General features: G+C 69.5%; 21 protein-coding genes. 10 read left to right on the top strand and 11 right to left on the bottom strand.

Features of this window, described 5'->3' with window-relative positions; all coding sequences use genetic code 11:
* Positions 1 to 287: 287 nt before the first annotated feature.
* Positions 288 to 5,633: a sacsin N-terminal ATP-binding-like domain-containing protein gene (locus tag ACFYOJ_RS27110; RefSeq protein ID WP_388598090.1), complete on the bottom strand. Its 5,346-nt coding sequence runs from the start codon at positions 5,631 to 5,633 to the stop codon at positions 288 to 290.
* Positions 5,634 to 6,153: 520 nt separating this feature from the next.
* Between ACFYOJ_RS27110 and ACFYOJ_RS27105 the strand changes: the two genes are divergently transcribed.
* Positions 6,154 to 6,999, top strand: a complete 846-nt coding sequence (locus ACFYOJ_RS27105) for a sugar nucleotide-binding protein (protein WP_356558936.1) — start codon at positions 6,154 to 6,156, stop codon at positions 6,997 to 6,999.
* Positions 7,000 to 7,459: 460 nt separating this feature from the next.
* Here the strand turns inward: ACFYOJ_RS27105 and ACFYOJ_RS27100 are convergent, their stop codons facing one another.
* The 4 genes from ACFYOJ_RS27100 to ACFYOJ_RS27085 all read right to left on the bottom strand — a co-directional run bounded on the left by ACFYOJ_RS27100 (position 7,460) and on the right by ACFYOJ_RS27085 (position 11,951).
* Complete coding sequence (locus ACFYOJ_RS27100) at positions 7,460 to 8,497, bottom strand: serine hydrolase domain-containing protein (RefSeq protein ID WP_356558938.1); 1,038 nt, start codon at positions 8,495 to 8,497, stop codon at positions 7,460 to 7,462.
* Between the two features lie 693 nt (positions 8,498 to 9,190).
* Entirely contained in the window at positions 9,191 to 9,943 is a 753-nt protein-coding gene (locus tag ACFYOJ_RS27095) for a restriction endonuclease (RefSeq protein WP_356558940.1), read from the bottom strand.
* Positions 9,944 to 9,977: 34 nt separating this feature from the next.
* Positions 9,978 to 10,661: a restriction endonuclease gene (locus tag ACFYOJ_RS27090; protein ID WP_356558942.1), complete on the bottom strand. Its 684-nt coding sequence runs from the start codon at positions 10,659 to 10,661 to the stop codon at positions 9,978 to 9,980.
* A gap of 804 nt (positions 10,662 to 11,465) precedes the next feature.
* Positions 11,466 to 11,951 (bottom strand): hypothetical protein, encoded by a 486-nt coding sequence (locus ACFYOJ_RS27085; protein WP_356558944.1) that lies wholly within the window; start codon positions 11,949 to 11,951, stop codon positions 11,466 to 11,468.
* A gap of 343 nt (positions 11,952 to 12,294) precedes the next feature.
* Between ACFYOJ_RS27085 and ACFYOJ_RS27080 the strand changes: the two genes are divergently transcribed.
* Positions 12,295 to 12,819 carry a hypothetical protein gene (locus tag ACFYOJ_RS27080; RefSeq protein ID WP_356558946.1) on the top strand — a complete coding sequence of 175 codons (525 nt, stop codon included), beginning with the start codon at positions 12,295 to 12,297 and terminating at the stop codon, positions 12,817 to 12,819.
* 100 nt (positions 12,820 to 12,919) lie between these two features.
* Here ACFYOJ_RS27080 and ACFYOJ_RS27075 read toward each other — a convergent pair whose 3' ends face one another.
* From ACFYOJ_RS27075 to ACFYOJ_RS27065, 3 genes are all read right to left on the bottom strand, one after another.
* Positions 12,920 to 13,345 (bottom strand): hypothetical protein, encoded by a 426-nt coding sequence (locus tag ACFYOJ_RS27075; protein WP_356558948.1) that lies wholly within the window; start codon positions 13,343 to 13,345, stop codon positions 12,920 to 12,922.
* Between the two features lie 882 nt (positions 13,346 to 14,227).
* Positions 14,228 to 15,079, bottom strand: a complete 852-nt coding sequence (locus ACFYOJ_RS27070) for a GNAT family N-acetyltransferase (RefSeq protein ID WP_388598087.1) — start codon at positions 15,077 to 15,079, stop codon at positions 14,228 to 14,230.
* A gap of 9 nt (positions 15,080 to 15,088) precedes the next feature.
* Complete coding sequence (locus tag ACFYOJ_RS27065) at positions 15,089 to 15,397, bottom strand: hypothetical protein (protein ID WP_356558988.1); 309 nt, start codon at positions 15,395 to 15,397, stop codon at positions 15,089 to 15,091.
* A gap of 392 nt (positions 15,398 to 15,789) precedes the next feature.
* Between ACFYOJ_RS27065 and ACFYOJ_RS27060 the strand changes: the two genes are divergently transcribed.
* Together ACFYOJ_RS27060 and ACFYOJ_RS27055 are read left to right on the top strand one after the other, a co-directional pair.
* On the top strand, positions 15,790 to 16,416 hold the full coding sequence (locus tag ACFYOJ_RS27060) for a hypothetical protein (RefSeq protein WP_356558990.1): 627 nt from the start codon (positions 15,790 to 15,792) through the stop codon (positions 16,414 to 16,416).
* A 180-nt stretch (positions 16,417 to 16,596) separates the two neighbouring features.
* Positions 16,597 to 17,391, top strand: a complete 795-nt coding sequence (locus tag ACFYOJ_RS27055) for a hypothetical protein (protein ID WP_356558992.1) — start codon at positions 16,597 to 16,599, stop codon at positions 17,389 to 17,391.
* A 335-nt stretch (positions 17,392 to 17,726) separates the two neighbouring features.
* Here ACFYOJ_RS27055 and ACFYOJ_RS27050 read toward each other — a convergent pair whose 3' ends face one another.
* Positions 17,727 to 18,245: a hypothetical protein gene (locus tag ACFYOJ_RS27050; RefSeq protein WP_356558994.1), complete on the bottom strand. Its 519-nt coding sequence runs from the start codon at positions 18,243 to 18,245 to the stop codon at positions 17,727 to 17,729.
* Positions 18,246 to 18,485: 240 nt separating this feature from the next.
* On the opposite strand from ACFYOJ_RS27050, the gene ACFYOJ_RS27045 reads away from it, so the two are divergent.
* Both ACFYOJ_RS27045 and ACFYOJ_RS27040 read left to right on the top strand, forming a co-directional pair.
* Entirely contained in the window at positions 18,486 to 19,082 is a 597-nt protein-coding gene (locus tag ACFYOJ_RS27045; protein WP_356558996.1) for a hypothetical protein, read from the top strand.
* Between the two features lie 116 nt (positions 19,083 to 19,198).
* Complete coding sequence (locus ACFYOJ_RS27040) at positions 19,199 to 19,951, top strand: 7-carboxy-7-deazaguanine synthase QueE (protein ID WP_356558998.1); 753 nt, start codon at positions 19,199 to 19,201, stop codon at positions 19,949 to 19,951.
* Between the two features lie 674 nt (positions 19,952 to 20,625).
* On the opposite strand, the gene ACFYOJ_RS27035 is transcribed toward ACFYOJ_RS27040, so the two are convergent.
* Together ACFYOJ_RS27035 and ACFYOJ_RS27030 are read right to left on the bottom strand one after the other, a co-directional pair.
* Positions 20,626 to 21,204 (bottom strand): hypothetical protein, encoded by a 579-nt coding sequence (locus ACFYOJ_RS27035; RefSeq protein ID WP_356559000.1) that lies wholly within the window; start codon positions 21,202 to 21,204, stop codon positions 20,626 to 20,628.
* Positions 21,205 to 22,135: 931 nt separating this feature from the next.
* Entirely contained in the window at positions 22,136 to 22,681 is a 546-nt protein-coding gene (locus ACFYOJ_RS27030; protein WP_356559002.1) for an NUDIX domain-containing protein, read from the bottom strand.
* A gap of 220 nt (positions 22,682 to 22,901) precedes the next feature.
* Here ACFYOJ_RS27030 and ACFYOJ_RS27025 point away from each other — a divergent pair, with 220 nt between their 5' ends.
* The 4 genes from ACFYOJ_RS27025 to ACFYOJ_RS27010 all read left to right on the top strand — a co-directional run bounded on the left by ACFYOJ_RS27025 (position 22,902) and on the right by ACFYOJ_RS27010 (position 26,480).
* Complete coding sequence (locus ACFYOJ_RS27025) at positions 22,902 to 23,720, top strand: methyltransferase domain-containing protein (RefSeq protein WP_356559004.1); 819 nt, start codon at positions 22,902 to 22,904, stop codon at positions 23,718 to 23,720.
* A gap of 103 nt (positions 23,721 to 23,823) precedes the next feature.
* The gene (locus tag ACFYOJ_RS27020) at positions 23,824 to 24,837 is read left to right on the top strand and encodes an NAD(P)H-dependent glycerol-3-phosphate dehydrogenase (protein WP_356559006.1); all 1,014 of its coding nucleotides are present in this window, start codon (positions 23,824 to 23,826) and stop codon (positions 24,835 to 24,837) included.
* Between the two features lie 240 nt (positions 24,838 to 25,077).
* Positions 25,078 to 25,569, top strand: a complete 492-nt coding sequence (locus ACFYOJ_RS27015) for a hypothetical protein (protein ID WP_356559008.1) — start codon at positions 25,078 to 25,080, stop codon at positions 25,567 to 25,569.
* A 236-nt stretch (positions 25,570 to 25,805) separates the two neighbouring features.
* Positions 25,806 to 26,480 carry a GNAT family N-acetyltransferase gene (locus ACFYOJ_RS27010; protein ID WP_388598083.1) on the top strand — a complete coding sequence of 225 codons (675 nt, stop codon included), beginning with the start codon at positions 25,806 to 25,808 and terminating at the stop codon, positions 26,478 to 26,480.
* The last annotated feature ends 279 nt before the right edge of the window (positions 26,481 to 26,759 follow it).

The raw sequence follows: 26,759 nt of genomic DNA, 5'->3' as shown, positions 1-26,759 counted from the left end.
GCGCACGTGATCACGCGAGATTCTGCAGACTTGCGGGCGTCCCTCACCGCGGCCCGCGCGAGCGTCATCAGGGCAGTGCGGTATGGCACCCCGGCGGCGGGGAGCATCGGTGTCTGCCTCGCGTCCGCGGTCTGCGAACTCGGCGAGAACTGGCTGTTCGCCCACGGGAGCGTTCACGCTGACGGTTGTGTGCTGCAGAACCGGAGGCGGCCCGGTTTCCTTCCGGCCGGTCAGCGGTACTGCAGCAGCTCACTCTCGCCTCGAACCCGCCGGCGAGTGAGACCGGGTCACCGTCCTGGGGCGCAGCGCAGTCGCAGCCCGTGGCCGACGATGCGGAAGCAGTCCCTGCCTCGGGGGGAGAGCGGGTTGGGCAGTTCGAACAGCTGGCGGGACGTGGGGTCCAGGGCGGACGTTATGAGAAGGATGCGGTAGCGCGTGGTGGCGGCGTGCGCCGTCGCCGCGTGGTGCTCGGAGGCGCCCAGATCGAACTCGTACTCCAGCTCGTGCCTCGTCCAAGCGTCGGACAGGGCCTTCACCTCGTAGAGCAGTGAGGTGTTGCGCCAGGGGACCTCGAAGTCGTAGCCGTGGGAGTTCGACGCGGCCGCCGCGTCTTCGGGGCTGCCCAGGAGTGCGGCGTAGCTCGAGCGCCAGTGGACGATTCGGTGCCTGCGGCGCAGCCAGGCGCGTGCCACCACCTCGCCCACCAGTCCGATCGCCTCCCGCTGGGCGTCGGTGGGGCGGGAGACCTGGGCAGAGCTAGCGCCGGCCCCGGCGGGGCTGGTGCTGCGGAGGCGGGTGACCGGTGCCATGGAGGTGAGGTGGACTGTCCCGGGCTGTGCCAGCAGGGCTTCGTCAACGCTCTGGTGCGCCAGCTCGGCGATCCGGGCCAGCTGATCGCGGCCGACGGGGATTTCTGCGCCACCGATGGTGATGGTGGGCGTGGGCGCGGCGGATCCGCCCGGGCGGCGGGATGCCGCCGCGGCCAGGTTCGCCGGGGACAGACCGAGCGCCGCCGCGTCGGCGGTGAGCGGCATACCCGGAGGCCGGCCCAGGTCACGGAAGACGGACTGCAGCAACTGGTCTTCGGTCAGAAGCGACAGATCGGCCAGGCCTGAGCGGTCGAGACCGTCCTTGGCGTGCATGAGGGGTGCTTGGAGCCAGGCCGGGGGGACCGGGACGCCGTGGGCGCGGCACCATGCCTGCACCAGCGGAACAAGTTCGGGGACCAGGGCGTCGAGCCCGGTGGCGTTGGCCACGCGGAGTTCGGCCACCGGCTTGAGGGTGGGGTTCTGCGGGTCGTCCCAGTCGTCTCCCTCAACTCCCTGGGCGCGCAGCCACGCGCTGACGTGTCCGCGCATGATCTCCGGCGGCGGCACCCGGAACAGCGGCAGCCACGCCGGGTCGGGGGCCAGTTTCTCGAAGTGCCGGGCCTGGACGTACCTGGAGACGTCCGCGCCGGCCGCTGCCAGGGGAGCGTAGTGCTCCCGGAGCCGGTCCAAGATCGCATCGGTGTGGGTGTGCACGAATTCGTCGAAGGCCCGCTCGTGCAGCTCGGGATGGGTCAGTGGGTGGCAGGGCGGGCCGATCGCCTCGAGCGCCGCGTTGAAAGCGGTGAAGTCCAGGCCGAGGGCGTCGCGCAGGTCGGCCAGTGAGCGGTGCTCACGGGTACGGGCCAGCAGTTCGGGTGCGGGCGTGCGCACGGTCGTCCGGTAGCGGTCGATGACGTCGAGCAGCGCTTCCTCGGAGCGGGCGCCGCGCAGCGCCTCGTCCACTTCGGCGGCCCGGCCGGGGCCCGCCGTGCAGACCAGTACCGGTCGCAGCCGGCGCACCAGCGTGGTCAGTTCGCCGGTGAGTCCGCGGCGCACCTCCGCGACCTTCTCCTCGGTCGTGTCGAGGGCGAGGGCGAGCGTGCGGTCGTCGACGTCGGGGAGTTCGGCCGGTGGCGTGCCCAGTTGCTGGCGCACCTTCGTCAGTGCCAGTTCGAGCGCGTCGTGGAGCGTGGGGCTGTGGAGGAGCTGGGCGAGGGCGGGTGCGCACGCCTGGAGTTCGCAGCGGCCGTCGTTTCCGGCCCACACCACGACTGTGGGGTGCTCCGGGTGGGGCAGGGCCAGGGCACGCGCGGTCGGCGGGGGTGTCACCGGACAGCCGGCGACCAGGATGTCGACCTCCTCGGTGCGGACAATGCGGATGAGGTGCAGCAGGTCCAGGAGCTCCCTCATCCGTTGCTCGCTGCGGTGGGTGAAGGCGCCCGACTTCAGTTCCATGACCAGGGCGACCAGGACGAGCAGCCATTCCCTGCCGTCCGTCAGCAGGGGCTGGTCGCCCGCCGGAGTGATCGGCCGGCCGTCGCGGGTGCGGACCTGGAACTCGGTCGTGGAGAGCACGCGCAGGTCAACGCCGTGGCGCTTGAGCAGCCGCGCAATGTCCTTGCCGTGCTCGGGGGCGGTGACGAGCACGGGGTGCCCGGCGAGTTCGACGAGGGACTCCTTCAGCGGGGCGGCCTCGTCGACGACGTAGACGGTGCCCGCGTCCAGTTCCCCAACCTCCTCTTCCTCGTCGTCCGTGCCCGGCAGTGCGTGCACGCTCAGGACGTTCGACTGTGTCACGGCCAGCCGGATCGTCTCGTCGTCGTCCCAGGGCCAGGACCCGGAGGCGGCCGTGTGCTGCCACGCCTGTCGGTAGTACCTCTTGAAACGGACGGCGAAGCGGTCCGGTACCTGGCCGTCGGCCAGCAGCTCACCGAGGTCCCGCACCGCCGCGGCGGCATCGGCGGGGTTTTCCCACAGACACAGCCCGAGCCAGCGCAGCCGCTCCAGCGTGCGCTTGTCGCCCAGCATCCGCCGAACCGGCAGAGGAAGTTGGGGAACGAAGGGGGGCAGCTCGGTGTCGTCGCCGTACCACGCCCGGCCGGGGGCGACGAAGGAGAGGCTGCCCTCGGCGCCGTCCTCGACCGGCAGCCACGGCAGGTGGCGCAGGGCAGAGCTCACGGGGGTGGGCCAGGTGTGCAGGTCCGGAGTCCGCTGGTGCCGGAAGCTCGGGCGGCGGACGCCGACCGTGAGCGCGTGCTGCGGCCATGTCCGCAGACCGTTCAGGACCAGGCTGGCGAAGAGACGCCGGCTCGCACCGTCGAGCTTTGCCACCGCCTCGATGCCCGGCAGGTGCGGCACCGCCCGGTCGAACGCGTAGGGGGTCTGGGGGTGATTTCCCGACGACCATCTCCGCCTCACGTCGGACGCCCAGGCCCGGGTCACCGCAGAAGTGAGCGGGAAGCGGCGGGCGAGGCTCCCGGGGGCGAGGCTGCGGCCCTCGGCCGCCGGGAGGGTGACCTCCTCGAGGGGCAGTCCGTCGCGTACGCCGACGCTGAGCAGGAACTCGCGCCACAGCGCGGGATCGCTCACGCGCACGGGCCAGTCGTCGGGCGCGGAGATCCAGCGCCCTCGCAGTGCGGCCAGTTCGGGTACGGCATCACCGCCCGAGTCCAGGAAACGGGCGAGGAGCCGGGCACCCTCGGTGCCCCACCCAGGCGACATCAGGCAGTCGGCGGCCTTCGCCCAGCCGCCGTCCTTAAGAGGCACTCTGAAGCCGACGGCGGCGAGCCGGCTGCGCTGAGGCTGGCTGAGGTGCGGGTACTGGTGATGGACGAAGACGAGGGCATCCCGGCACAGCGCGTGCGAGGGCCGGTGGGCAAGCAGTTCTCGCAACGCGTCCAGGACGCGGTCGGGCTGGTACCGGCGGATCAGCCGGTTGCCTTCGAAGAAGCCGCGGCCCGCCGGACGCCAGGCGATGCCGGGGTGAGTGAAGACCAGACGTCTGCGCAGGGCCCGCAGGCCGCTCGGGACACGGGCGGCTGCGTCAGTGCCGGCCCCCTCCGGGGCGAAGAAGACGCTCTCTTCCCTGCCGTGGCCCGCACCGGGCTCGCCGCCCAGAGGCGCGCGCAGCTCCCCACTGTGGTCCAGGACGATGGCGCGGCCGCGCAGTTCGGCGGCCCCTTCCCCGCGGAAGGCCTGCGCCAGGTCGTCGTAGAAGTCGGCCCACTCGACGCCCACAGGGGCGGCCGTGCCGGGGTGCAGCGTCCTGGCCAGATGCTCCGCCCATTCGGCTTTGACGCGGGCCCCCGCCCGCATACACCTTCCGCCGAGCAGCTTCGTGTACAGGTCGTCGATCCTGCCTTGGCGGGCGGCGCCCACCTCGGGGTCCACGACCGGGGCGCCGCAGGCGGCCAGCGCCGTCGCGGTCATGACCTTCCACGGGATGCCGTCGTCGGGCCAGGCGAAGGACTCCCGTAGGCAGCCCCATCCGTCCTCGCCCCCTCCGGCGAGCGGCACCACCGTCTCGTCGGCCAGCGCGCCGTGCGCGGCGGCGTCGATCCGGTCGGGGCGCGCCCAGCACACCGTGTCGGGCACCAGGCGGACGGCCAGCGATCGGGGTGCGTGGGCGCGCAGGTGCCGCGCGGTGTTCAGACAGAGGGTGGCGAGCTCGTCGAGGAGGAAGTCGTTGAGCGCCACTGTCTCGTTGAGGTGCAGCCGGGCCATCTTCGTGAAGAAGGGGGCGTGCGCGTGGCCGGGGAAGGGCGCGGGAGCCTCGGGGCCCATCGGCAGGAACGTGTACATCAGGCCCGCGTCGAGGTCGCGGTCGAGGGGGAGGGCGATGCCCACCCAGGTGTCGCCCTGCCAGTTCCGCCATTTTCTGTGGAGTTCGTCGCCCGCAATGCTTCGTTCGATGGCGTCGTGCAGGGCGTCGGCGCTGACGCTCCCGCGTGCCAGCAGGTACCGGCCCGCCTCGCCCAGGTCCACCTCGGCGATGCCCCCGACGCCTGCCGTGGTGGACCAGGCAGGCGGTCGCTCGGAGCGGGTCAGCACATGGCGTTCCGTCCGTCCCGCACCGTCCAGGGTCTCCACCGTCAGAGCGGTGATCCGGTCGAGGAAGAGCAGCAGCGGGGCCTCGGAGTGCACCAGTTCGGCGACCTGGGCGAGCGCGGCGGTGACCGCGTTCTCCTTGCGCAGCGCGAGCCGGACCACTGTCGAAAATCCCTGGGCGGCGAACTCCTCGACAACGGGGTCCGTGACGGCGGCGGGCACGGGCAGGGCCAGCGGCGACACCTTGTCGATCACCCAGGAGGCGGCCTCGGGGTCCTTGAGGAGGGCGCGCACGTCGTCCGGGGTCGCGAAGCGGAAGCAGAACCCGTCGAAGCCGGCCGAGTCCGGTGCGGATCTGGAGTAGATCTCCGGCCAGTCGGTCAGCTGGAGCACGCTGCGAAATCCCAGCCCCTTGTTGCCGATGCCCTCGCCAGGTCCCTTGCCGGACAGCCCGAACTCGATGATCTCCCGGAAGTTGGCTTCGGTGAACCCGGCGCCGTCATTGGCCACGTAGAGCGTTCCCTGGTGCTCGGCATCCCCTGCGGGGCCGGGTGTGTGCAGGTCGAGCAGAACACCGATGCGGCCCCGGCCGCCTGAGCCGAGCGCGTCGTGGCCGTTTTGGATCAGCTCCACCAGGGCACGCCCCGCGTACTCCTGGGCCATCTCCTCGCTCAGCTCCTTGAGGCTCTCGGAGAACCGCCAGTCGCTGCCCGCCTGCCGGGCCAGCTCGATGCGGCGCCGGGACAGCGCGGTGATGGTGTCGTCGTCGATGGGCAAGGCTTCCCCCTTTTTTTCGGCCGCGGCCGGCACGGATGAGCAGCGCATGTCGTCGGCTGGTCGATGTCCCCGGAGCATCCGGCGGGCGGTACGGCACGGCGGCGAGATCCGGCCAATCCGGTTACGGCGGTCTCTCACAGGCCGCCGGAGTACACGGGCGTCCTCACGCGTGGCGTCACGGAGGACCGGCACGGATGCGCCGGAGTGGGCCGTCCGAAAGACATCGGTGTGCCACAGCGGTTGTCAGACCCGGGTGGTAGCGGTGCCGGGCCGGTGAGGGACCCCGCCGCGGTTCGTGTCCGGCTACAGTCCGTCCGCTGCCACGCCTCCTGCACCACAGGCACCCGCGTGCGCGCAGCGGGCGCCGACCGCGCGCTCGCGACTGGGGTACTCCCGGCCGCAGAGGGTGCGGAACAGAAACCCCCGGCCCTGCTGCCGCACCTGCCGTCCACGGCCGCCGTACGCCCCTATATCCCTGTTCCGGCGCGCAACGTGCGCCGTTTCGTTACCGTGTGCCGGCATGACGGTGCTGATCATCGGAGCCAGCGGATTCCTGGGAACTGAGCTGGTACGGCAAGCGACCTCCGCAGGCCACCCCGCGGCCGCGACTTTCCACTCCCGGCCCCACACGCCTCCCGGCGTCCCGTGGCACCGCTTGGACCTTCGCGACGCCGAATGCATCGAGACAGTCGTCGACACGGTGGCGCCCAGCGTGGTGATCAACGCCTCCAGTGGAGGCGCCGACTGGACAGTCACCGCCGACGGGGCTGTCCGACTGGCCAGGACAACAGCACGGCGGGGTATCCGGCTGGTACATGTGTCCAGCGACGCGATCTTCTCCGGGGCCGACGTTCGCTACGACGAAACCGCGCTCCCGGATCCGATCACCCCATACGGCGCCGCGAAGGCCACCGCCGAGACGGCGGTCCGTCTCCTGCATCCCACCCCGGTCGTCGCCCGCACCTCTCTGATCATCGGTGACGGCGCATCCGCCCACGAGCGGATCGTGCACGAACTCGCCGCCGGGACCCGAGAGGGCACCCTGTTCACGGACGACATCCGCTGCCCCGTGCACGTCTCCGATCTGGCAGCCGCCCTCTGGGAACTCGCGATGTCCGACATGACCGGCATCTTCCACCTGGCTGGGCCCGACGCCCTCAGCCGCCACGCCCTTGGCACCCTCATCGCCCGACGCGACGGCATCGACCCCGTCCTGCTGCCAGCCGGCCGCAGGACGGACACCGGCCTGCCGGGGGCCCTCGACGTCCGTCTCGACAGCCGCACTTCACAGAGCCGGCTGAGCACGAAGCTCCGAGGCGCCAGAGAGTTCCTCCAAGGGCCTGCCCCGGCGAACGGCAAACCTTGAGCCACTTCTCCCCCGATGAGCAGGAGACGAGGGACGGGGTGGCGAAGTGACCAGACCCGCGGCGGCCTGGCCTGGCACACCAACGGCCCGAGACAGAGATGACCTTGACGAGGCAGACGACGTCGTACATGGCACCGACGTCTGGGATGTATGTCCGGAGAGCTCACCAGGCGCAGTCCGGCCTGCGGCGAGAAAACCAGCGCGGGCTTTACCCAGTGTGATCCAGGACTGGGTGATGCGAGTTCCCGAGCGGGGTGGGTGGGTTGAACGACGGCGCCAGTTCGGCGGGCGTCTGGGCCACTCCTGGGGAGCGACAGATCACGGTGCCGACGGTCGTCGAGGACGCCCTGGAACGTATCGGCGAGTGGTGAGCGTACGCCGATGGGCAGGACGTACGGAGTCAGACCATGGCGCCGTACGTCCTGGGCGAGGCCGGGCCAGTCGGCGGGGGCTTCGTTGGTCAGGCCGCGGAGATCGTCTTCAGCGCGAGGGACCGCAACGGGGCGATCCGGGTGCGGGCGGTGCCGTGGTAGACGGCGTTGGTGCAGATCACGAGGTAGCGGCCGGTCTCCGGGGCCAGGTAGAGGCTGGTGCCGGTGAAGCCGTGATGGTAAGCGACGCGTCCGCCGGCGGCGAGGATCCAGGACAGTCCGCGGGCGAGGCCTGGCTCGATTGCCGCTTGTGGGATAAGGCTGGCACGCAGCCACTCACCCAGCGCGGCATCATTGTCGTCCGCGTGCGCGGTCAGCAGCCGTTCGGCGTACAGGGCGAGGTTGGCGGGGGTGGAGAACACCCCGGCGTGTCCGGCGACCCCGCCGAGCAGGGTGGCGTTGTCGTCGTGAGCGGTACCCCAGAGACGCGGTGCGCCCGGAATGCGCTGCTCGGTCGGCGCAACCTTGTGGGAGCGGACCAGGGGGCCGTACATCGTCTCGGTCATGCCGAGCCTGTCCCACAGGATGCTGCCCAGGTCGTCGAGGGGCAGATCGTTGACGTGGGCGAGGGCCAGTCCGAGGAGGATGTAGCCGCGGTTGATGTACCGGTGGGTGCCGGGAGCGTCGTCCAGCGGCTCTCGGCAGAGCAGTTCGTGCAGCGAGAGGTCGGATCCGCGGTAGTGGTCGAGGCGGGTGGAGGCGCGAAGCCCCGAGGTGTGGGTGAGGAGTTGTCGTACGGTCGCGTCCGCACTGGGCATCTCGCCGGTCATCGCCGGCAGGAAGTCCCGGATGGGCGCATTCAGGTCGAGCAGGCCGTTGCTGAGGGCCTGCCCGACCAGCGGCCAGGTGGCGACCACCTTGGTCAGCGAGGCGATGTCGTACGCCGTGTAGCGGGAGGCGGGCTCGTCGCCGCACTCCGGCGCGACCACTCCGACGCTGATGTACTGCGGGGAAGCGCCGGTGGTGCCGTAGGCGAGGACACCGCCCGGGGAAGCTCCGTTGGCGACGACGGCTTCGAAGGTCTCCTTCAAGCGGGCGGCGTCTTCCTCCGTGAACGGTACGGGCATCAAGGGCCTCCGGGGATCGTGGTGATGTCGGCTACCAGCGTGGCAAGGCTGACCAGCAGGTGTCCGTAGCCGCGCCGGAGGTGGTACATGCCCGGTTCATAGAGGTGCCTTCGGCAGTGCAGGAGGCGGCCGGTGAGCGGTCGCCCGGATCGAGACCTTCGACGCCGAAATCGCGGTCGCCTCCACCGTGCTGCTGCGCTTCAGGCCCTTTGAGGGTCTCCTTCCATGCCATCCACGCCGCTCGGTCCTCGACCGACTGCCCCAGTGACCACCTTCTGCTCGCTCTGGCCCCCCAAGGTGTACGCGGTTACCGGTGTCCGGGTTGTGCGCCCCGGCGAACAGCCGCCGACGCCTGGTGGGTGAAGCAGATGAGCACCGGCCGGGCGAACGGATGGATCAGCACAGCCGGGAAGCACCCCTTGGAGCCTCCGATGGGGCGCGCTCGCACGCGCGCGCTGTGAGCAAAGCCCGGTATCCGAGCAAGGGCGGCGGCAAGGTCTTCCTGGTCAGGCTCCGACGGTCCTCTCTCATCAAGGATGCCTTGTGCTCCACCGGGGCTGGCGGCCGTCCGTCCGCTCCGTGATGTCCTGCCGCCTGACGCCCTGGACGCGGAGCAGGCTGCGGTCTCCCTGTCCTTGGCAACAGGCCGCTGAACGCGGTGTTGTTCTGCGTGCCGGGCCCCGGAGAGGCGGACTATGCAGGCGAGTGTTCCTCCCTGACCACGCTGTACAGATGCTCACCGTGGGCCCAGCGTCTGAGCTCCTGCCGGCCCACGAGAACGATTCCGTGGCGCCGGGCGAAGTCCGTCGCGGGCCGGGTGAAGCCGTTCAGGGCCACGATGACGGCCATCTGCGCGTGATGTTCGGGCACCGCGGTGCCGTTGAATCTCTGCACAGCTTCGGACCCGACCGCGCCACTGTATTGCTTGCACTGCAAAACGATCTTGCCTCCGTCGTCGTCCCAGGCCACGACGTCCGCCCCCAGGTCTCCGGAGCCGCCGACCCGGCGGGCGCGCTGGAACCCGTCCCGCGTGAGCAGATCGGCGCACGCCTGCTCGAAGCCGTCCGCGCTCATCGCGGCGAGCTGCTTCATCCGGAAGGTCAAGACCTTGGGCGCCGCGGTGCCGGGCTCGCTGTCACCGCTCTCGACCGGGCTGTGATCGCTGTCCTCGGGCGCGTCGCCGTAGGCGACGTAGCCGCCCCGGTCGGAGAAGACCACGAAGCACAACAGCACAAACGTGCCCACGATGATCAGCGCGAACCACCACGGATGCCCCATGAGCCACCCCCACACGTCCTCCGTGAACCAGGCCCCGACGTCGTCGCGTACCCACGGCCATGCGTCCTGCGTCAGCCACTCCCAGGCGACCTTGGCGATGGCCAGGCCGACGATCAACCAGAGGATGACTTTCAGCACCGGGTCCAGCGACCCGTCCTCGTCGAACACCGCTCCCCCTTCTCTGCCCTCGCGGTAGCCTGTGCTACGCGGCTCGTCGTCCCGCGGTCCTGCGTGCTCTGCGGGCGGGCAGGCGCAGCAGGGTGTGCAGCGGAACTCCGTCCTCAGCCCACTGCCGCAGCCGTTCGCGATCGACCCAGTGGACCTGGTGCCGCTCGCCCCACGCCTTGGCGTCCCGGGTGAAGCCGCCGTTGGTGACCACGACCGCGACATCGGCCTTGTGGACGGGCCCGGCGGTCCCCTTCACCTGGTACATCACCTTCGAGTCGACCTTCCCGCCGACGGTGGTGTGCTTGGCCTGCAGCACGATCCGCCCACGCTGGGCATGGTGGCCGATGACATCGGCCGCCTGATCGCCGGCCTGCCCGACCCGTCGCGCCGACCAGCCGTCCCGGATCAGGAGATCCCGCAGTACGAACTCGAACTCTGCATCACCGAGCGAGTCGATCCGGTCGAGCGAGAGCCGCAGCACCGCAACCATCGCGGCCTGGGTCTGCCGCAGCCGGACCCGCCGCACCTGCCACCAGGCGACAGCCAGCAGGACCGCCATCGCCACGGCGACCACGAACGGCCACCCGCGCACGACCGCGCGCCACAGCACCGTGACTGCCTGTGCCAGCATGGTGACCACGGCCAGGGCGACGATGGCCGCCGCCACCCGCTCGCGGCGACCGCGCGGCGCACGCAGCCGCATCCGCTTGCCGCCCATCACCGGCCCGGCGACGCGGACACCGACGGAGTGGAGGCCGGCTTGTTCGTCTCGGCCCCACTGTCGCCGCTGAAACCGAAGACCTGACCCCACAGCCAGACGAAGGCGATGATTCCCGCAATGGTCCAGCCGCCCAGCTTCTTTCCGCGGGGCCGAGGATTCCTGCGGATGTGGCGACGAACCTCGTGAAATCCCTCCGGCGGCATGCCCTTTTCCCCCTCCTGTGACCTGGCAACTTGATGATGCTGCCCCTGTGGGTATGGGTGTATCAGCGGGCACTGACAAAAACTGATGGGTCATCACGAGGGTTGGCTTGCATCGATCACAATCCGGCCATAGCCGATCGAGCCGTCCGTGCCGGTCGGCGAGGTGAGCGAGTATCGCGCCTTCAACCTGGGGGTTCTCCATTTGAACGCGCCGTCGCATCGCGCCGTTCCGTTCCCGGCTTCTGACAGTTCACCTGCACCGACGCTGCGAATGCACCCCAAGAAGGTGGCAGAGATTTGACGCGAAAGCGGAGGTTCCGAACCGCACCCGAAGCCATCGTTGGCCATTGCTTTCCGGTCCGGCTGGAAGGGCTCGTCACCTCCAATGGCACCGGACCGGAGTGCAAGGCCGGTGGGGAGAAGCCAGTCTGCGAAGTGCTGACACATCACCGCGGCCTCGCGGCCCCCATCTCGTCCCGCCCGTGCGGCGTCGAGAGGCCACGGCGGGGGTTCTCCGTCCTGCGCCCGGGCGCTGGGCCGCCGGTGACGGCCGCAAGGGAGCGGCGGGTGCGAGGACGGGACCATGCACCCCTGGGGGTTAGCGTCCCGTCGTCTGCCGGTGGACGGCGGTGAACAGGGCGGTCATGGCTTTCTGTGCGGCGGCCGGGTCGCGGTCGTCGAGGGCGGCCAGGGCGGTGGCCGCAGTCTCACGGACGGGGTGGGGCAGCTCGCCGGCGGAGGCGACCCGGTAGGCGGCACCGCGACGGGCGAAGCGCTCTTCCGCGGTCACGCCGCCGGGGCTCATGGGGAAGACGGCCGCCTCGTACTGGGAGACTTTGGTGAGGACGCCGTGGGACAGTCCGTCGGCGTAGCCGCGGTCCGCTGCCTTGCCCAGGGCCTCGATGACACGGGGCCGGGACACGAACGATCCGAGGGCCGTCATCGCCCCGGCGATCAGTCCGACCACGGCGGCATCGCCCCAGCCTCCCAGTAGCGCCCCCGTCAGCCCGCCCGCAAGGATCATCGCGCAGGTGCCGACGATCGTGATCTTGATGTGCAGGCGGGCGGACTTCTGAGAGCTCATGCGTTCAGTGTGCCAGGAGCTCCGGGCCGGCCTGCGGGGTGCTGTGCTGCTGGCGCTCGCGGGCGGAGCTGGTCGCGTCAAGCAGCTCGGCTGCGTAGGGGACGGGCACGTAGCCGATGTACACGCGGCTGGTGTCGGCTCGCCGAGGACAACTTCGTACTCGGCTTCGGCGTCCTCGAGGGCGCCTTCGGCCCGGTCGAACCAGGCACGGCGCAGCATGGCGGAGACGGTAACCGTCTGCTTCAGTGCTGGTCGGAGGGCCGACGCAGAGCTTCCCAGCAGGCGCCCGCGGAACTGATCGAAGCGGCGGACACCAGGGGCCACAGGCACGTAGCGTGACGGCATGACGAGCATACGGGATCTGTGGTGGGCAGCGGGGCGAATGGACTTCAACGTGGCGGAGGAGGGCAGTTGGCGAAACGTACGGTGGTCCACTTCCCTGCACCGCTCGGCAACCCTGCTGGAACCGGTCTGGCCCACGCACGACACCGCCGGCCCCTTTACCTTCGCGCTCCCCACGATCGCTCTGCTCCTGTACGCGGGCCCGCTCGGCGGCGAGCCCGAGAACGTACCGGTGGAAGACATCGTGACCGCGCTCGCCCCGCGCCCCGCCGCCAAGGACGGGCCGTCGCTTGAGGACACCATCCGAGCAGGCCTGGCGGCGCGCCATCACGACCTGGAGGACGACTCGAAGTTGTCCTCCCTGGTTCGGTGGCTGACCGCTTACCGCGAGCCGGTGACCCACTCCGCGAGCGGTATGGACCTTCCCGCCTTCGATCAGACACCCGGCGGCTCTCTGCTGGACGCGGGAGCGCGGTGGGCGCATCACCGTTTCACGCACCACTACCTCCAGGACAACGCGACCTGACCGCCCGGCGGACTCAGGCGAGCCGACTCGGCTGGTCGACCAGAGCACTCACGTCACCGCGCTGGTCCTTGCCGCCCTGGTGGCGGCCGGCTGACCTCGGTCACGCCTCGTCCGGGGCCGGAGCAGGGCAGGGCGGAGCCTGCTCACCGTCGCCAGGGGGATACACCCAGACCCCTTCCGCCCGCTGGTAGAGACCCGACCACTTGTCACCGTCCGGCAGGCCGTTGGGGAACACCCAGAACCCGTCACGGTCCCGGTATGCGCCCACGGCCAACCGGTCTTGCTCGACCTGGCGTAACTCACGGACGGTGACGCACACTGAGCAGTCGCACCCCGGCGGCTGCTCAGCCTCCACCCAGGCCTCGTACAGCGCGCGCCCTTTCTCCGGCGCAAGCCCCCGCGCGATGGCGACGGCTTCCAGCATCGCGTCGTAGCGGACGGCATCAGCCGCGGGCGGGTCGACAGCACCATCGCGCGTTCTGTGGCTGAGCTCATGGTGGACGTGACGGAAAACGCGGAGAGACATGAAGCCGAGTCTCCTGGCGGCCCGCACGCCGCGTCCAGAATGTTGCAGAAAGTTGCACGTCCGGCCACGGCGAACGTGAGCGGCGCGTGGCCGCAACGGGCCGTGCCCCGTACGCGAGGCTCGTCGTACGGGGCACGGTGTTCCTGCGGCCGGGTCAGCCTCCGGCGCCGCCGAAGAGCCCGCTGGTACTGCCGCCATCCGACGCGACGGCGTCCCGCGTGTTCGTGAATGACCCCTTTGCGCGCTGCTGCCGCGCACTGTCAGCGAGGAGGCCCATCAGGGGGCAACATGTGCTCGTACTCGGGCAGAACGGGCACCCGGGTCCGTACCCGGAACCAGATCTCGGCACCGGCCGGGACCACGTCAACGTCGGCGTCGGCAGCCGCCCGGGCCACGTCTCGCACAGCCATGGGGGTCAGCCGCCAGTCCTGGGTCCTGTGCCCCTCCGAGCAGGTGATCCAGGCGTCCTCACCCTGCGCAGTGAAAGTCAGGCCGACGCGGGCACCGCAATCACGGCAGGTCACCGGCATCCGGGATGCGTGCCCTGGGCCGCGGTCGATGTAGACCGCGGTGCCAGCGCTCCGCACCTCATACTGCGCCGCTTCCATACGCCCTCCCCACCGCGCTGGTTCCGCCCATCCTGGCAGTCCCCCGCAGATCTGCGCCACCCCTCCGGATCCGCGCGACAGCCGGGGCGGCCTTGTTTCTTCGGCGCGGGCGGCCTGGAAGAGACGGGCGGGCTGGACGGCTCCGGACCGATGGCGCCGCCCGTGGGCACGGGCGGCGCTCCCAGTCGAGCGGGGCCGCAGCTCGACTTCTGGGGGTGTTGTCGTTGTTGGGCTGGCATCGCCCGCGAGAGCAGCTCCGATAGGAACGCTGGGGTCATACCGTCATCGTGCAGACGAAGCCGAGGTCGGCCAGGCCCTCGGTCTGGCACAGCCGGTCGGACGCACCGCCGGCGGTGGTCTGCAGCAGCTGGTAGTCGGCGCCGTTGGTGTGTCCCCAGTGCATCGCCGCGCGCCACAACAGGCGGCCAAGGCCCAGGCGCCGGTACTCGGGCAGCACGCCGAGGTACTGCGGCAGCAGCCGGGTCCTGCCGATCGGATCGGGCATGGTCTCCATCGGGCCGATCGCGCCCACCACCGCCCCGTCGCGAACGGCGGCCAGGACGGGCCCAACGCTGTCGATCCGGGAGTGCAGGAAGGCGAAGCCGTCGTTGGCCAGCCTTTCGGCGAAGGCACCGAACGTGGCGTGTTCGGGCGCGGGCAGGCTGTCGAGATGTGCGATCCCGTCAACGGATGGGGCAGGGTGGTCAGCATCGAAGGCACGGAGCTGGACACGGGTGGAGGCGGCCACCGGGTCCGGGGCATTCTGGAACCACACCACGCGGGCCGCGGTGGCGTCGTGGGCAGCGGCGAGCCTGACGGCTGTCTCTATCGCCTCGGGCCGGTGCTCGCCGGCCCCATAGAGGTGAACCCGCAGGATTCCCCGGCCGGTGCGGGTGGGGATCAGGGTGCGGCGGGTGTCTTGGTGGACGCCGTCGGCGAGGAGGTGTTCGTCCTTGCGCTTGGACCAGCGGCGGTCCTTGTCGTGGGGCAGGAACTGGCCAGTCCCTGCGACCTGGGTGATGGCGTCGAGCAGGTCTGCGCTGACAACGTCGGGGTGCAGGGGCCCGAGTGTCGGCAGATACGGCACAAACATCACGGGGTGCAGCAGGCTCCAGGACAGCTCCATCCACGTCCCCTACTCTCCTGGCGTCACCGTCTCGCAACGGTCAGTCCGCCCCCGCCCGCGCCTCACACAGCATGGGACACGGCCATCCACCAGGGCCTTAAGGACCCACACTCCGGCTGCCCGGGCGGCGCCGGCCGGGTCCTGCTGGGCGCTGTGCACGGCGGCACCCAGGAGCAGCGGCAGCACCCGGCCGAGCCGGGCGTAGGAGCCGGCCACGAACAGTTGGCGGTCGGCGGCGAGGTCGCTGGTGGACAGCTGCGGCAGGAGGGCCGCGGTCGGCAGCGCGAGTTCCTCCGCCAGTACGCTCCGTCGCTCCATGCGCTGTCTCCTTCTGGGCCGGTGGGCGACGCCATGACACTACGGTTGTCCAGGGGAACGGGAACAGGGCGTACAGCGGCGTCTGCGCGCCCCCTTGTGCGGGTGAGCGGGTGCACGCCCGCGCGCGGTTGCGTGAGCGGTGGTCTGTGCCTGTCCGGCGGGGAAGCGCCGTTGTGCTGTTGCCCTTCTTGCACGCGACCGAGCGGGAAACGGGGGCGCGTCTCAGGGCGTCTTCGCGCTGGTGGCCGAAAGAGCGGTGGTACAGGCCGAGGACCGGATCCAGGACCGGCGGAAGATTCCGTTCCGGCCCATCGCTCGCCCACGGTTCCATAGGCTGGACCAGCAGGCCAGCGGCGCTGCACCCCGCACTCTGGATACGAGAGGGATTGCCCATGACACCCCCGGAGGCCCCGAATGGGGAGACTTCCCCCCAGACGGTGTGGGAGTGCTGCCTCGTCTGGGCTGATCTGCTGATCGGCCTCCATGTGGAGGCACTGGAACAATCTCGCCAGGACCAGCTTTTCAAGCTCTCCGAGGAGGAGACAGCCTTGTATGTCGGGGTTGACCGGCATCTGGTGGCCTTCTCCCTCGCGGCGGCTCTGCACGAGAGAATCGTGCGCATGGAGCTGTCGTTCGCCGACGCGGTGCTCGTACCGCTGGCTGCTCCTCAGGAGGAGGGCGTCACCGGCACACTGCGACGGTCGGCGTACGACGCGCTCAACCTCAGCCCCGATATCGAACACCAAGGGCGCGCCTCGCGTGTCCTGCTGTTGCGCACTGCTCTCTCTTCCCACCCGGATGACCGACTGCTGTGGGAACGGGTCCGGGCGGCCGCACTGACCGTCGCGGACAGCATCGCCAGAAGCACTCCTGCCCGTCACACTGGCCCGCGCCATCCTGAGGCCCGCAGTGACGGCCCATACTGGGAGCGCGCCGGCACCATCGCAGACGTACTCCTCGGCGAACACCAGCGTCAGCGGTTCGACCGGCTCGCTCAGGCCTGGGGCGATGATCACTGAGGAGCCGCCCCACGGCGCCTGGCACGGGGCGGCCGGCACCGGCCAGGAGTCCTTGCCGGACCGCTGCGAAATCACCGGGAGGACCCGGCTGGCCACTGCCGGGACAGGACGGCACTCCGCAGCGGCCGGACAAAAAGACCGAGTCGCTGTAACGGCTCGAGAGCAGTAGGAGGCATTCGGATGCGCCCGGAGTGTGAGACCGGCCGGCTGCGGGACGGTGGTGTCGCCGCTCGTATCGACACCCGCACCACCGGTAATCCAGGAGAGGTCTCCGCTCCGGTTTTCCATCTGAGCCGGCACGACCCCGCGCCCGAGCCCCTCCCGGACGACACGCTGCTGACCAGGTTCCTCACCACCGTCGACACCGGCACCGCCGAGGACGCGAGCAGGACTGCCTTGTTCGAGCGCTGGGCCCGGACGTCACCAGTGGTCGCGGCACGCGTTCGTGATGACGAGGTGCCGGAACTCGTCGTGGATCGGCTGATGTCGGGGCTGGCCGTGGCGCATGTCGTCGGCGCCCTGATCGATGCGCGGACATGCCGCCTGGGGCTGTGTTCAACGTTCGAGCAGCTGGACAACAAGGACGGAGTGCTTCTCACCATGACGGGCGAGACGCCCGACGCGCCGGTGGAGATGTTTCCGTCGCTGCTGTATTCCTGGCTGTCCTGGTGGCGTCAACGCGACAGGGCGCTGCACGACGGCCCGCAGATCCCGGCGCCTCCGCGGCGGGACAGCGCCGACGCCAACGACTTCGCCAAGCGGCTCGCCGCATGGATCCTCCAGGCCGCCGAGACGAACCGTGCACAGCAGCCTGCGCGGAAGGTCCGCCTCCCGCTGCCGCCAGAACGCCTCGACATGGTCGAGAACGGACGCCGGTTCACCGTGCGGATAAGCAACTTCGAACTCACCACCTGGCCCGACCTTCCTCCCCCGGCGGACGGTGGGTATCCCAGCGACGACTTCCGCGACCTGTAACACGCTGGTCACGCCCACCGACACACAAAGCAGTGTCCGGGCTTGGGCCGCAGCCGGGGCCGGTCGGCCGCGCGGCTCTGAACGGTGCGATGACCAACGGCTGGGGAGAACGGACACTGCAGCGTGCTGCGTGCCCTGGAAAACACCGCTGGAATTCGGCTCGCTCTCTGGTGCGAGCCTGATACTCCGCGCAACACCTCGTCGTTCGCTGTTCCCGGTACGGACGGCCGTACGTGCCGGCCACTGCACCGGGTGTTGCGCTCGGTGGCGACGAGACACAGGTGAGACAACCGGTGTCCCTCCCCCATCCGGCCAGGACCAGGGCGTTCGAGGGGTCAACCGGCAGAGCGGGCAGTCAGGTTGACGCCTGAATAAGGGACGAGGGCTTCCTGTACCTGATCGAGGATCGGCGCGACGGTGAGGGCCGCGCTGATCGCGGTCTCCTCGTCCGGCCACTCTGCGAGAAGGAAGCCGCCAAAGTCGAGGTCCATGTCCTCCGTAGGAAGCCGGCGGCCCTCCTGGCAGGAGGCGAGGTAGGTGATCCAGGCCGGCTGCAGGTCGAGGAGCGGCTTCAGCAAGCGGCGCGCGCGGTCCACGAGTTCGGTGACCTCTGCGGGCGGGGTACACGCGAGGAAGATGCCCAGCGCTTCGTCGATCTCCTGGCTGCGCGCGAGCAGCGGACCGGTGATGGTGCGGGGGATCTCAGCGGGATCGGTCTTGAACAACCTGGGTTGTTCGCTCCACGCCGACATCCAGGCCATGTAGCCGGCGTTGACCGCAATGATCCACTGGGCACGGTGGGCTGCCTGTCGTATCCCCCCGCCACGTCGCCTGCCGAGCCGCCAGCCCATCATCGCGCCCCTTCTGGTGTCCGTCGCCCATGCAGCGTACGCCGGATCACACCTGCTGCGGTCCCTGCCCGGGCAAAGTCATCCGGCCGACCAGCCCGTACCAGCACTCGATCGGATCTACCGGCCTTGAAGGCTCGACTGTGCCTTTTCTCCCACCCATTCGCTGCGTGAACTCACCTTCTCCTAAAGGGGAGGATGGGCGTTTCCTCACCGCTCACGGTTCTCCCTCCGTAAGGTGTGCACATGACTGCTGACGATCAGACGTCGTACGCGGTACAAGCGGCCCGCGACCTGCTGGACGAGCGCTGGCAGCCTAGCGATGCGGAGATCCTGCTCGGCGGGGCAATGCGTGAGCGGCGCAACAAGTTGGGCGCAGCAGGCATGCGGCCAGCGGTCCCGTGGCTGCTGCAGTCCGCATGGATGACCCAGTCGATCCTGTGGATCTCGGACTGTGTGCGGATCACCGATCAGGTCCTTGCCGAGGCACCGGACGGTCTTTTCCACTCCCGGATGGCCCGCCTGCTGTGTACGTACGCGGACGCGGGTCGCCCTTGCCTCGCGAGCGCCGACCGGCTGTGGCAGCAGTGGCAGGACTCCCCTCCTCCCGCGCCGTCCTACCAGCAGGTCCAGGATCACGCGATCGCCTGTCACAAGGACCAAAAGATTGCGTGGCACGACTTGGCCGTCACCGCGATGGAGCAGTGGGAGAACGACCACCTGACGCCCGACGACCACGCTCGGTACACGGCAGCCTCGCTCGCCTTGATCGCACCGCACGTCGTGCTGCTGGCGGCCGTCACCGGCGATTTCGGGCCACTTGCCACCCTGGTCGGCCAGTGACCGCTGCACCGCCAAGGTCTTCTGCACGCTCCGGCCGCAGCCGACGGCGGTGATCACAGACTTCAGGAAGTACCCGGAGGCCAGGGTGTCGTCGGCCCATACAGAAAGGGAATGGGATGCTCAAGGTCAGCCAGGTGTTCGGGCCAACGGTTCAAGGCGAGGGCAGCGCCGCCGGACGCCACTGCCTGTTCGTGCGGACCTTCGACTGCAATCAGGAGTGTGTGTGGTGCGACACCGCGTACACCTGGGCCGTCACGCCCGAGAAGGCGGCCAGGACCCGCAGCGGGCACCTCTATGAGCGGAACGACCCGGCATACGGCCTGAAGCTGATGGAGCCGGCCGAGGTCCTGGACCGGCTGAAGTCCTTGTGGGACGTCGAGGCGCGGCCGACGATCATCGTGGTCTCGGGCGGGGAGCCGATGATGCAGCAGCGCGAACTGGTGCCGCTGCTGGAGCGTCTGCGCGGCTGGGGCAACGAGGTGCACATCGAGACGGCCGGCACCATCGCACCTGTCCCCGAGTTCGACGCGTGTATCACGCAGTACAACGTGTCGCCGAAGCTGGCAAACTCCGGCAACCGGCTGTCGAAGCGTTACAAACCGGAGGTCTTGGCGGCGCTGCAGACCGAAGGGAAGGCGTGGTTCAAGTTCGTCGTCACGGCGAACTACGAACCCGATCTCGCCGAGGTCGACCGCATCGTCGCGGAGGTGCCCGTGCCGCCGCAGCGGGTGATGGTAATGCCGGAAGGATCGGACGGCCGGGCGAACATCACCACCGCGCAGAAAGTGGTCGACGCAGCCCTGGAACGCGGGTACGGATTGTCATTCCGGACGCACGTCTTGCTGTGGAACGACGATCCCGACCGCTAGCTGCAGCAAGGGGGAGGAGGAGAGACCGCAGATCAGTCGCGTCCTTCAACGCTCGGCTGGTCTCCGGTCACCAGGTTCGGTTCGCGGATCCTCGCCTGCCTCCCCCTCTCACCACGCCGATTACTCGTAGCGGACTGGGTACAGCGTCTTCTCTTGACGGCGTCCGCAGGGACGGCCGTCAGCACGCTCTCCGGGCCCGCCTGACGCCCGCCGACTACGCCGCGTGAGGCTCTCAGCGAACTGTGCTCCGGCGGAACGGACTTCAGCGAAGAGGCCCTGAGCTTGATACACAGGGAGAACGTCGGAAAAGGTGACGGAGCCGCCCAACGGCGCGTGCGGGCTTGCCGGTTGCTGCCGGAGAAGCGGTCAGCCTCAGGAGAAGGAGCGGGCAGTGCCAGGCGGCCTGCCGCTACTCGGAAAGCAAACAGGGAGGACAGACAGACCTCCACCCGCCACGCGCCGGTGTTCCCGAGCCCGTCCACCCACTGAAGCTGCTTGTGCTGCTCCTCCGGATGGTTCCAGCTCGGGCGCTTCGCGTGCTTCTTCAGCCGGTTCGGCCGCTCTTGCGGTCCAACCCGCCTACCTCCAGCAGCCGGACCCGGCCCTCCATGGTCATCCGGGACCGGGCTGCGTGGAAGACGTCGGCATCTATACGGAGGTACGCCCCGGGGCGTTCAGCGCAGGCGCGGGTTCAGAGCCTGCAAGTGTGTACGGAAGCCCGGGTCCGGCTGGTTCTCCTCGAACTCTCCGGTCTCCGGGTCGATGTAGCCCCAGGCCCCCTTGCAGCCGGCGCCGCACACCATCAGGGTCAGCGTCCGGCCAGGCTCGGCGATCTGGGTGACCTCGTGGAACGTCCTGAGCGGGAGATGGTTCTGCTCGCCTGCCTTGTGGACCTGGGTGGTCTTCTCCACCCGGCCGTCGACTACCTCGTACCGGTTCTCGGTGTATCCGCCGAGCAGGATGAACGCGGTGAACTCCCACGGATGGTTGTGCGGCTTCGGCGCCTCTCCATCGCGGAGATCAGGGCTGAACCACAGGTTGATCTTGACGGTGCGTTCTTTCTCGCCCCGTACGAGGTACTCCGCCTTGTATCCGGCCCCGTCCGGGCCGGGGACGAGCGTCCAGTTCTGCTCGTCCGTGAAGCTGCCCCACGTCACGCGCTCGTCCTGCGCGTGGGCGGCCAGGCCCGCGACGGCAGCGTCGAACAGCTGCTCGTCCACGACGAGGCCGGGAACGATCTCAACAGGCTTCATGATCCCCTCCTTCGGCCTCCGGAGCGACCACTCGGCAACTGCTCCGCCGGCGTCCGGCGCCGTCGGGTGATGGCTCAGGTGATGACCGACCGAGCAGGCCCAGACGATCTGCTCGTGATCGACGGCCGACAGAGCCTCGCTGTCTTGCTGGACCGACGCCAGCCCTCCCACCCGTTCAGCGAACCCTTGGGACCCTAGCCCACCGGTCGTTGTCCCCGCGGTCTTTCTCGTCATCGGCATAATGTTCACCACGCTGACTTGACAGGGAAGTGGAGTTCGGGGAGGACATGGACAGCGGCCGCGCTGTTCCAGGCTGCCCCGACCACGCTGTGCATGTCCGCCTCCTGCAGGCGCTCGCCAACGTCGTGAAGGCCACCACGGCGGACACGTTGACCAGAACTGTCGCACTCGCCCTGGATCGCATCGGCCCCGGCGCCACCCGCCACGGGCGGCAACGCGACATACCGCTGCTGCTGTGGCGCACCCTGAACTTCCGCGCCCGGCTCGCCAGCCAGGAAAAAGCCGGCAACGAACTGGCCGGTGGCCGCGTCTGGCCCTTCCGGGGCGGCACCAGCCGCTCCCACGTCCTGTTCTGGGCGTACGCGGCACGGATGTGGGTGGCCGCCGAACAGCGAGTGAAAGCCAACGAGGCCGTGCTCGGACGGCCGGACCTGGCGGCCGTCGTCGTCACCCGCACTCCGCTACGGCCACCGCGAACTGCCCGATCGTTGCCAGCAGTACAGCTGCGACCATACCCGTCTGCTTGCCCCGGGCGAACGCGTTCTCGTCCGGTTGAGGCCTTGGTGGGCACTGTGCGGAGCCCGCTGCTCGCTCCGTCGCGTCAGCCGCATTCTCCATCCCTCCCACACGCTCTTGGCCTGTGGTCGCAGAGAAGGAAGGAGGCGCGTTGGAGGAAACTGATCACGTCGTGTCAGACGATCCAGGTGTAGTTCTCGTCGGTGACGGCGGGGAGGGCGGCGTCGGTGACGACGGCACGGGGGTGGGGCAGTGCGGCGATGGCGGGCCCGATGGGCGGGAAGAGCGGAAGGTCGGCGGCGGATTTGCGGTAGTTGACCCACTCGATGATGCCGGTCTCGTGGCTGCCGTCGGGCAGTTCGTCATGTTCGGTCTCGGCGAGGGTGGCACAAAGAGCGGGGGTGATGTGGAAGCGGTAGATCAAGTGGAGTTTACGTGGGGGCGGGGTGGGTCCTGGCCGGGTGACTCGCTGGTCGATGACCCACATGAGGTCTCCGCCTTCGGCCTGGGAGATGTCGAGGCCGAGCTCCTCGTCGAGCTCTCGGCTCAGGGCCTGCTGCAGGTCTTCACCGTCTTCGACGTTGCCTCCCGGAAGGGTGTAGTGGATGGAGGCGGCGCGGTCACGGCGAATGAGGGCGATATCGTCACCGCAGAACACCAGGGCCCCGGTTCGGATTCTGATCCTGGAGAACGGGGGCGGTGCGTCGGGAGCTGTGGCCATGACGGCCAGTATCAAAGCTGTCCCCCGGTTCCGGAGGGGGTTTCCTCCTCGGCCTGCTCGAGCACCGGATCTCTCGGGTGAATTGGCCGAGCAGTGCCACGGCGCCGTGTCACGCCAGGCAGAATCTTTCGACGGCCGCTGCCTTGCTGGTGCCGTGGCCGCACCGGAGCGGTCCCTTACCCCTCTATTCTGTGCCGAACCCGTACTGCAGGGAGGCGCGATGGACAAGCCGGTGCACGGCTTCACCGCAGTGGACAAGCAGCCTGCCCCGGCTGAGTGGGTGGGCGTACTGGACCGTCTGAACGGCGAGCCGTTCTACGCGGCATACAAGGCCCGCCTTCACGAACTCGTCGGGCCGCGCACAGCGGGGACGCTCCTCGAGGTCGGGGCCGGGACCGGTGAGGCGGCCCTCACCGTGCAGCACCGGCATCACACGGGAGTGGTCGCCGTAGACCGGGCTGTCACCATGGTCCGCGAGTGCCGAGCCCGCGGGCTGCGGGCCGTTGCCGCAGACGCCCACCGGCTTCCCTTCCGCACCGGCTCGTTCGCCGGGGCGTGGGCAGACCGTGTGCTCCAGCATGTCGACGATCCGCAGGCCGTCATCGACGAGATGATCCGCGTTGTCCGCCCTCGCGGGCGCATCGCTCTTGCCGACCCCGACTACGACACCCAGGTCCTCGACATCGCCGACCAGGAACTCGCCCGGAAGGTCCTGCGTTTCCGCGCTGACCGCATGCTGCGCCACGGGACCCTCGCCCACCAGCACGCCGGCCTCCTCGCAGCCCGGGGGCTGACCGGCATCACCGTGGAGGCCCGCACTCTTGTCGTACGGGACCCGGCGGCCGTCGACCACGTGATGGGGCTGCGGTCCTGGGCACACACCGCTGCTGACCACGGCGGACTCGGATCTTGTGAGGCCGACCGGTTCGTCGCCTTGCTCGACGAGGCGATCGCCCAGGGACGGTTCCTCTATTCGGTCACGTTCTTCCTCACCGCCGCGGCCTGCCCCGGCACCTCTTCCGCGCCGGTTGGCTGTTGAACGCGTACCGGGCCGCGGCGCTCCAGCGGCATCCGCCGCTGCCGATAGGCTGGCCGGTCCCGACGCCCTCCCCGCCGGGGCAATCCCCCTGGAAGGACCCGTAGTGCCCCAGCACCGTCCCGCCCGCGCAGCGGTGTTCTCCGCCGGGTCGTGGGGCACCGCGGTCGCCAAGATCATGGCTGATGCCGGCGCCGAGGTGACCGTCCACGCCCGGCGCAGGGAGATCGCCGATGCGATCAACGCGACGCACCGCAATCCCGGCTACTTCCCGGACATCGAACTGCCCGCCACCGTGACGGCCACAACCGATCCGGCCGCCGCGCTGGACGGGGCGGACTTCCTCGTGCTGTCCATCCCCGCGCAGTCCCTGCGGGAAGGCCTCGCCGCATGGGCGCCGCACATCGGGCCCGACACCGTGACCGTGTCCCTGATGAAGGGCATCGAGCGCGACACCGGCCGACGGGCGAGCGAGGTCATCACCGAGGTGACCGGCATCCAGGCCAAGCGAGTGGCAGTGGTGTCGGGGCCGAACCTCGCCAGGGAGATCATGGCCGGACAGCCCGCCGCGGCGACCGTCGCCTGCCCGGACGAAGCGACCGCGATCCGCGTGCAGCAGGCGTGCCGTACCGGCTACTTCCGGCCTTACACCAGCACCGACGTGATCGGCTGCGAGTTCGGCGGTGCCGCCAAGAACGTCGTCGCGCTCGCGGTCGGCATCGCCGCCGGCATGGGCCTGGGCCACAACTCGCAGGCCATGCTGATCACTCGCGGCCTGGCCGAGACCACCCGGCTGGCCGTGGCCATGGGAGCCCACCCGGCCACCCTCGCCGGGCTGGCCGGCCTCGGCGACCTCGTCGCCACCTGCTCGTCCCCGCTCTCCCGCAACCGCACCTTCGGCACCCACCTCGGCACAGGATCGAGCGTCGAGGAAGCGGCCGTCGCCACCCGGCAGACCACCGAAGGCGTCAAAAGCGCGGAGGCGATGCTCGCCCTGGCCCACACCCACGATGTCGAGATGCCCATCACCGGCATGATCACCGACCTGCTGAACGGCAGAGCCACGCTCGACCAGGCCACCGCCGCGCTGCTGCAGCGCCCGCCCACGACCGAACGCTGACCCTCGACATCCTGCAAGCACCCGGGCCGCTCTTACGTGAAGGACCGGCGCGCCTATGGCCACTCTCGGCAGGTGTCGTGACCTACCTGAAAGGGTGACTGCGTCAGCCGCAGAAACGTCGCAGCATCCGTGCGTCACTCCTGTGAGGGATTCTCCCCTCATGCGGGCATTGCCACACTCAAGATCACACACATTGGATCTTGTCTGCGCACCCGCGCAGCGCACCGTGGAGGAAACCGGATGAGCATGCTCAGGTCGGCCCTGGCCGTCGCGGCAATGAGCTCGGTCCTGCTGACCGCAGGCGTGGCGGAGGCGGCGCCGGCGAAGTACGCCCGGCACAACGACGCGGCGGCTCAGTTCCGCAAGGCGGGTATCACCTGGACCTCGAGCAAGGGCTGCGCCGACTGGAACAAGAGGGGATGCACCTCTTTCACCAACATCAACAAGGCGACCGTGGCGGGTGCGATCGCCTTCAAGAAGCTCAGCAAGTGCCGGGTGGTCATCACCGCCGGCACCGAGGTCGGCCACGGCTCGGGCACGTACTCCCACCGCAACGGTTACAAGGTGGACATGTCCAAGAAGGACGGGTGCCTGGACCGGTACATCCCCAGCCACTTCAAGCGGGCCGGTGCCCGTAAGGACGGCACGAAGCTCTACAAGTCGCCGGCCGGCAACGTGTACGCACGCGAGAAGAGCCACTGGGACATCGTCTACTACAGCGGCCGCGCCTGACCGGACCGTATCGGCCCGTGGGCGCACCCGGCAGGGTGCACCCACGGGCTCTGCCGACTGCCCCTCGCGGGTGAACCGACCGTTGGGGCCTCGAGTGACCGTTGGCCGGCCGGGGGCTCCGCCCTGCCCGGGCCGCACAACAGCTGCCAAACAGCGGCTGCGGCGAAGGAGACCACGGTGGTCTGGTTCAGTTCGCGCACGCCGATCAGCTTGGCCTCGCGAACGCGGAGCTGTACGTGGCCGTCGCGAAGCTGCGGGCACAGAAGCGGCACCGTCTTGGCGCACGGCTCGCGCATGGGCGGGATCACGGAGCGCACCCTCTCCCACCGTGTGCCCGTGCCGTCGCCGACGACGGGCAGAACCCACGGCATGCCGCGTTCGTCACGGTCAGCCGGCTTCTTGCAGGCCGCGCCCAGGAGGCCCTCCATCACCGTGCGCTGGCCACCTCGGTGACACTGGCTGGCTGCAGCCTGCAGCTCGCCACTCGCTCGTACTCTGAGCTGATGAACTTCTTCGTGCGTCCGATCGCTACCTCCGACCTCGCCGCCGTGAACGCGATCGGCGAAGAGAAGCAGTGGGCGTTGGCCGCGACATCGAGGGGTACCGTACGCCTCGCAGGTGAAGACCGCGAGCCGATCTTCGCGTATCTCTGCAGCGAGGGCGACATGGTTCTCGGCTGGGCGTACGGCGCCTACCGGCCGCCCGAGTCGGGTTACATCGCCGTCGACCGGATCATCGTCGCTCCGCAGCACCGCAACCGCGGGGTAGCTCGGGCGCTGGTGGCCCACGTACTGACCGCCTTCCCGGACACAGAAGTGCTCATGGCGGCATGGGACCTCGACCTGGTCGCCTTCTATGCTGCGGTCGGCTTCCACGAAGCCGCCGACGGCACCATGACCAACAGGCTGTAGCCGCACTGCCGGCTGGCATCACCGGGGCGATTCGTATCACCCGCGATCTCGGCCTCGGAGCCCTCAGGCTTGGGGTCGGAGTGCGCAAGGTGTGAAGGACGTCCTCGTCGGCGCCAAGTGGCAGGCGCTGCCACCAGGGTGCGCAGGTCGCGCACGAAGCGGATATGCCGCTGCCCCTCCCCCGGGCAGCGCGGGGTAAGTACCGCGGCCGGTGTTCGAGCCGTGCGGCGAAGTGGGAGGTGACCTTCACGCCGCCCCTCCACCACTCTCGAACGCCGG

It is taken from the genome of Streptomyces sp. NPDC006384, assembly GCF_042870695.1.
Taxonomy (GTDB): Bacteria; Actinomycetota; Actinomycetes; order Streptomycetales; family Streptomycetaceae; genus Streptomyces.
This window is presented reverse-complemented; position numbering and strand designations above follow the sequence as displayed.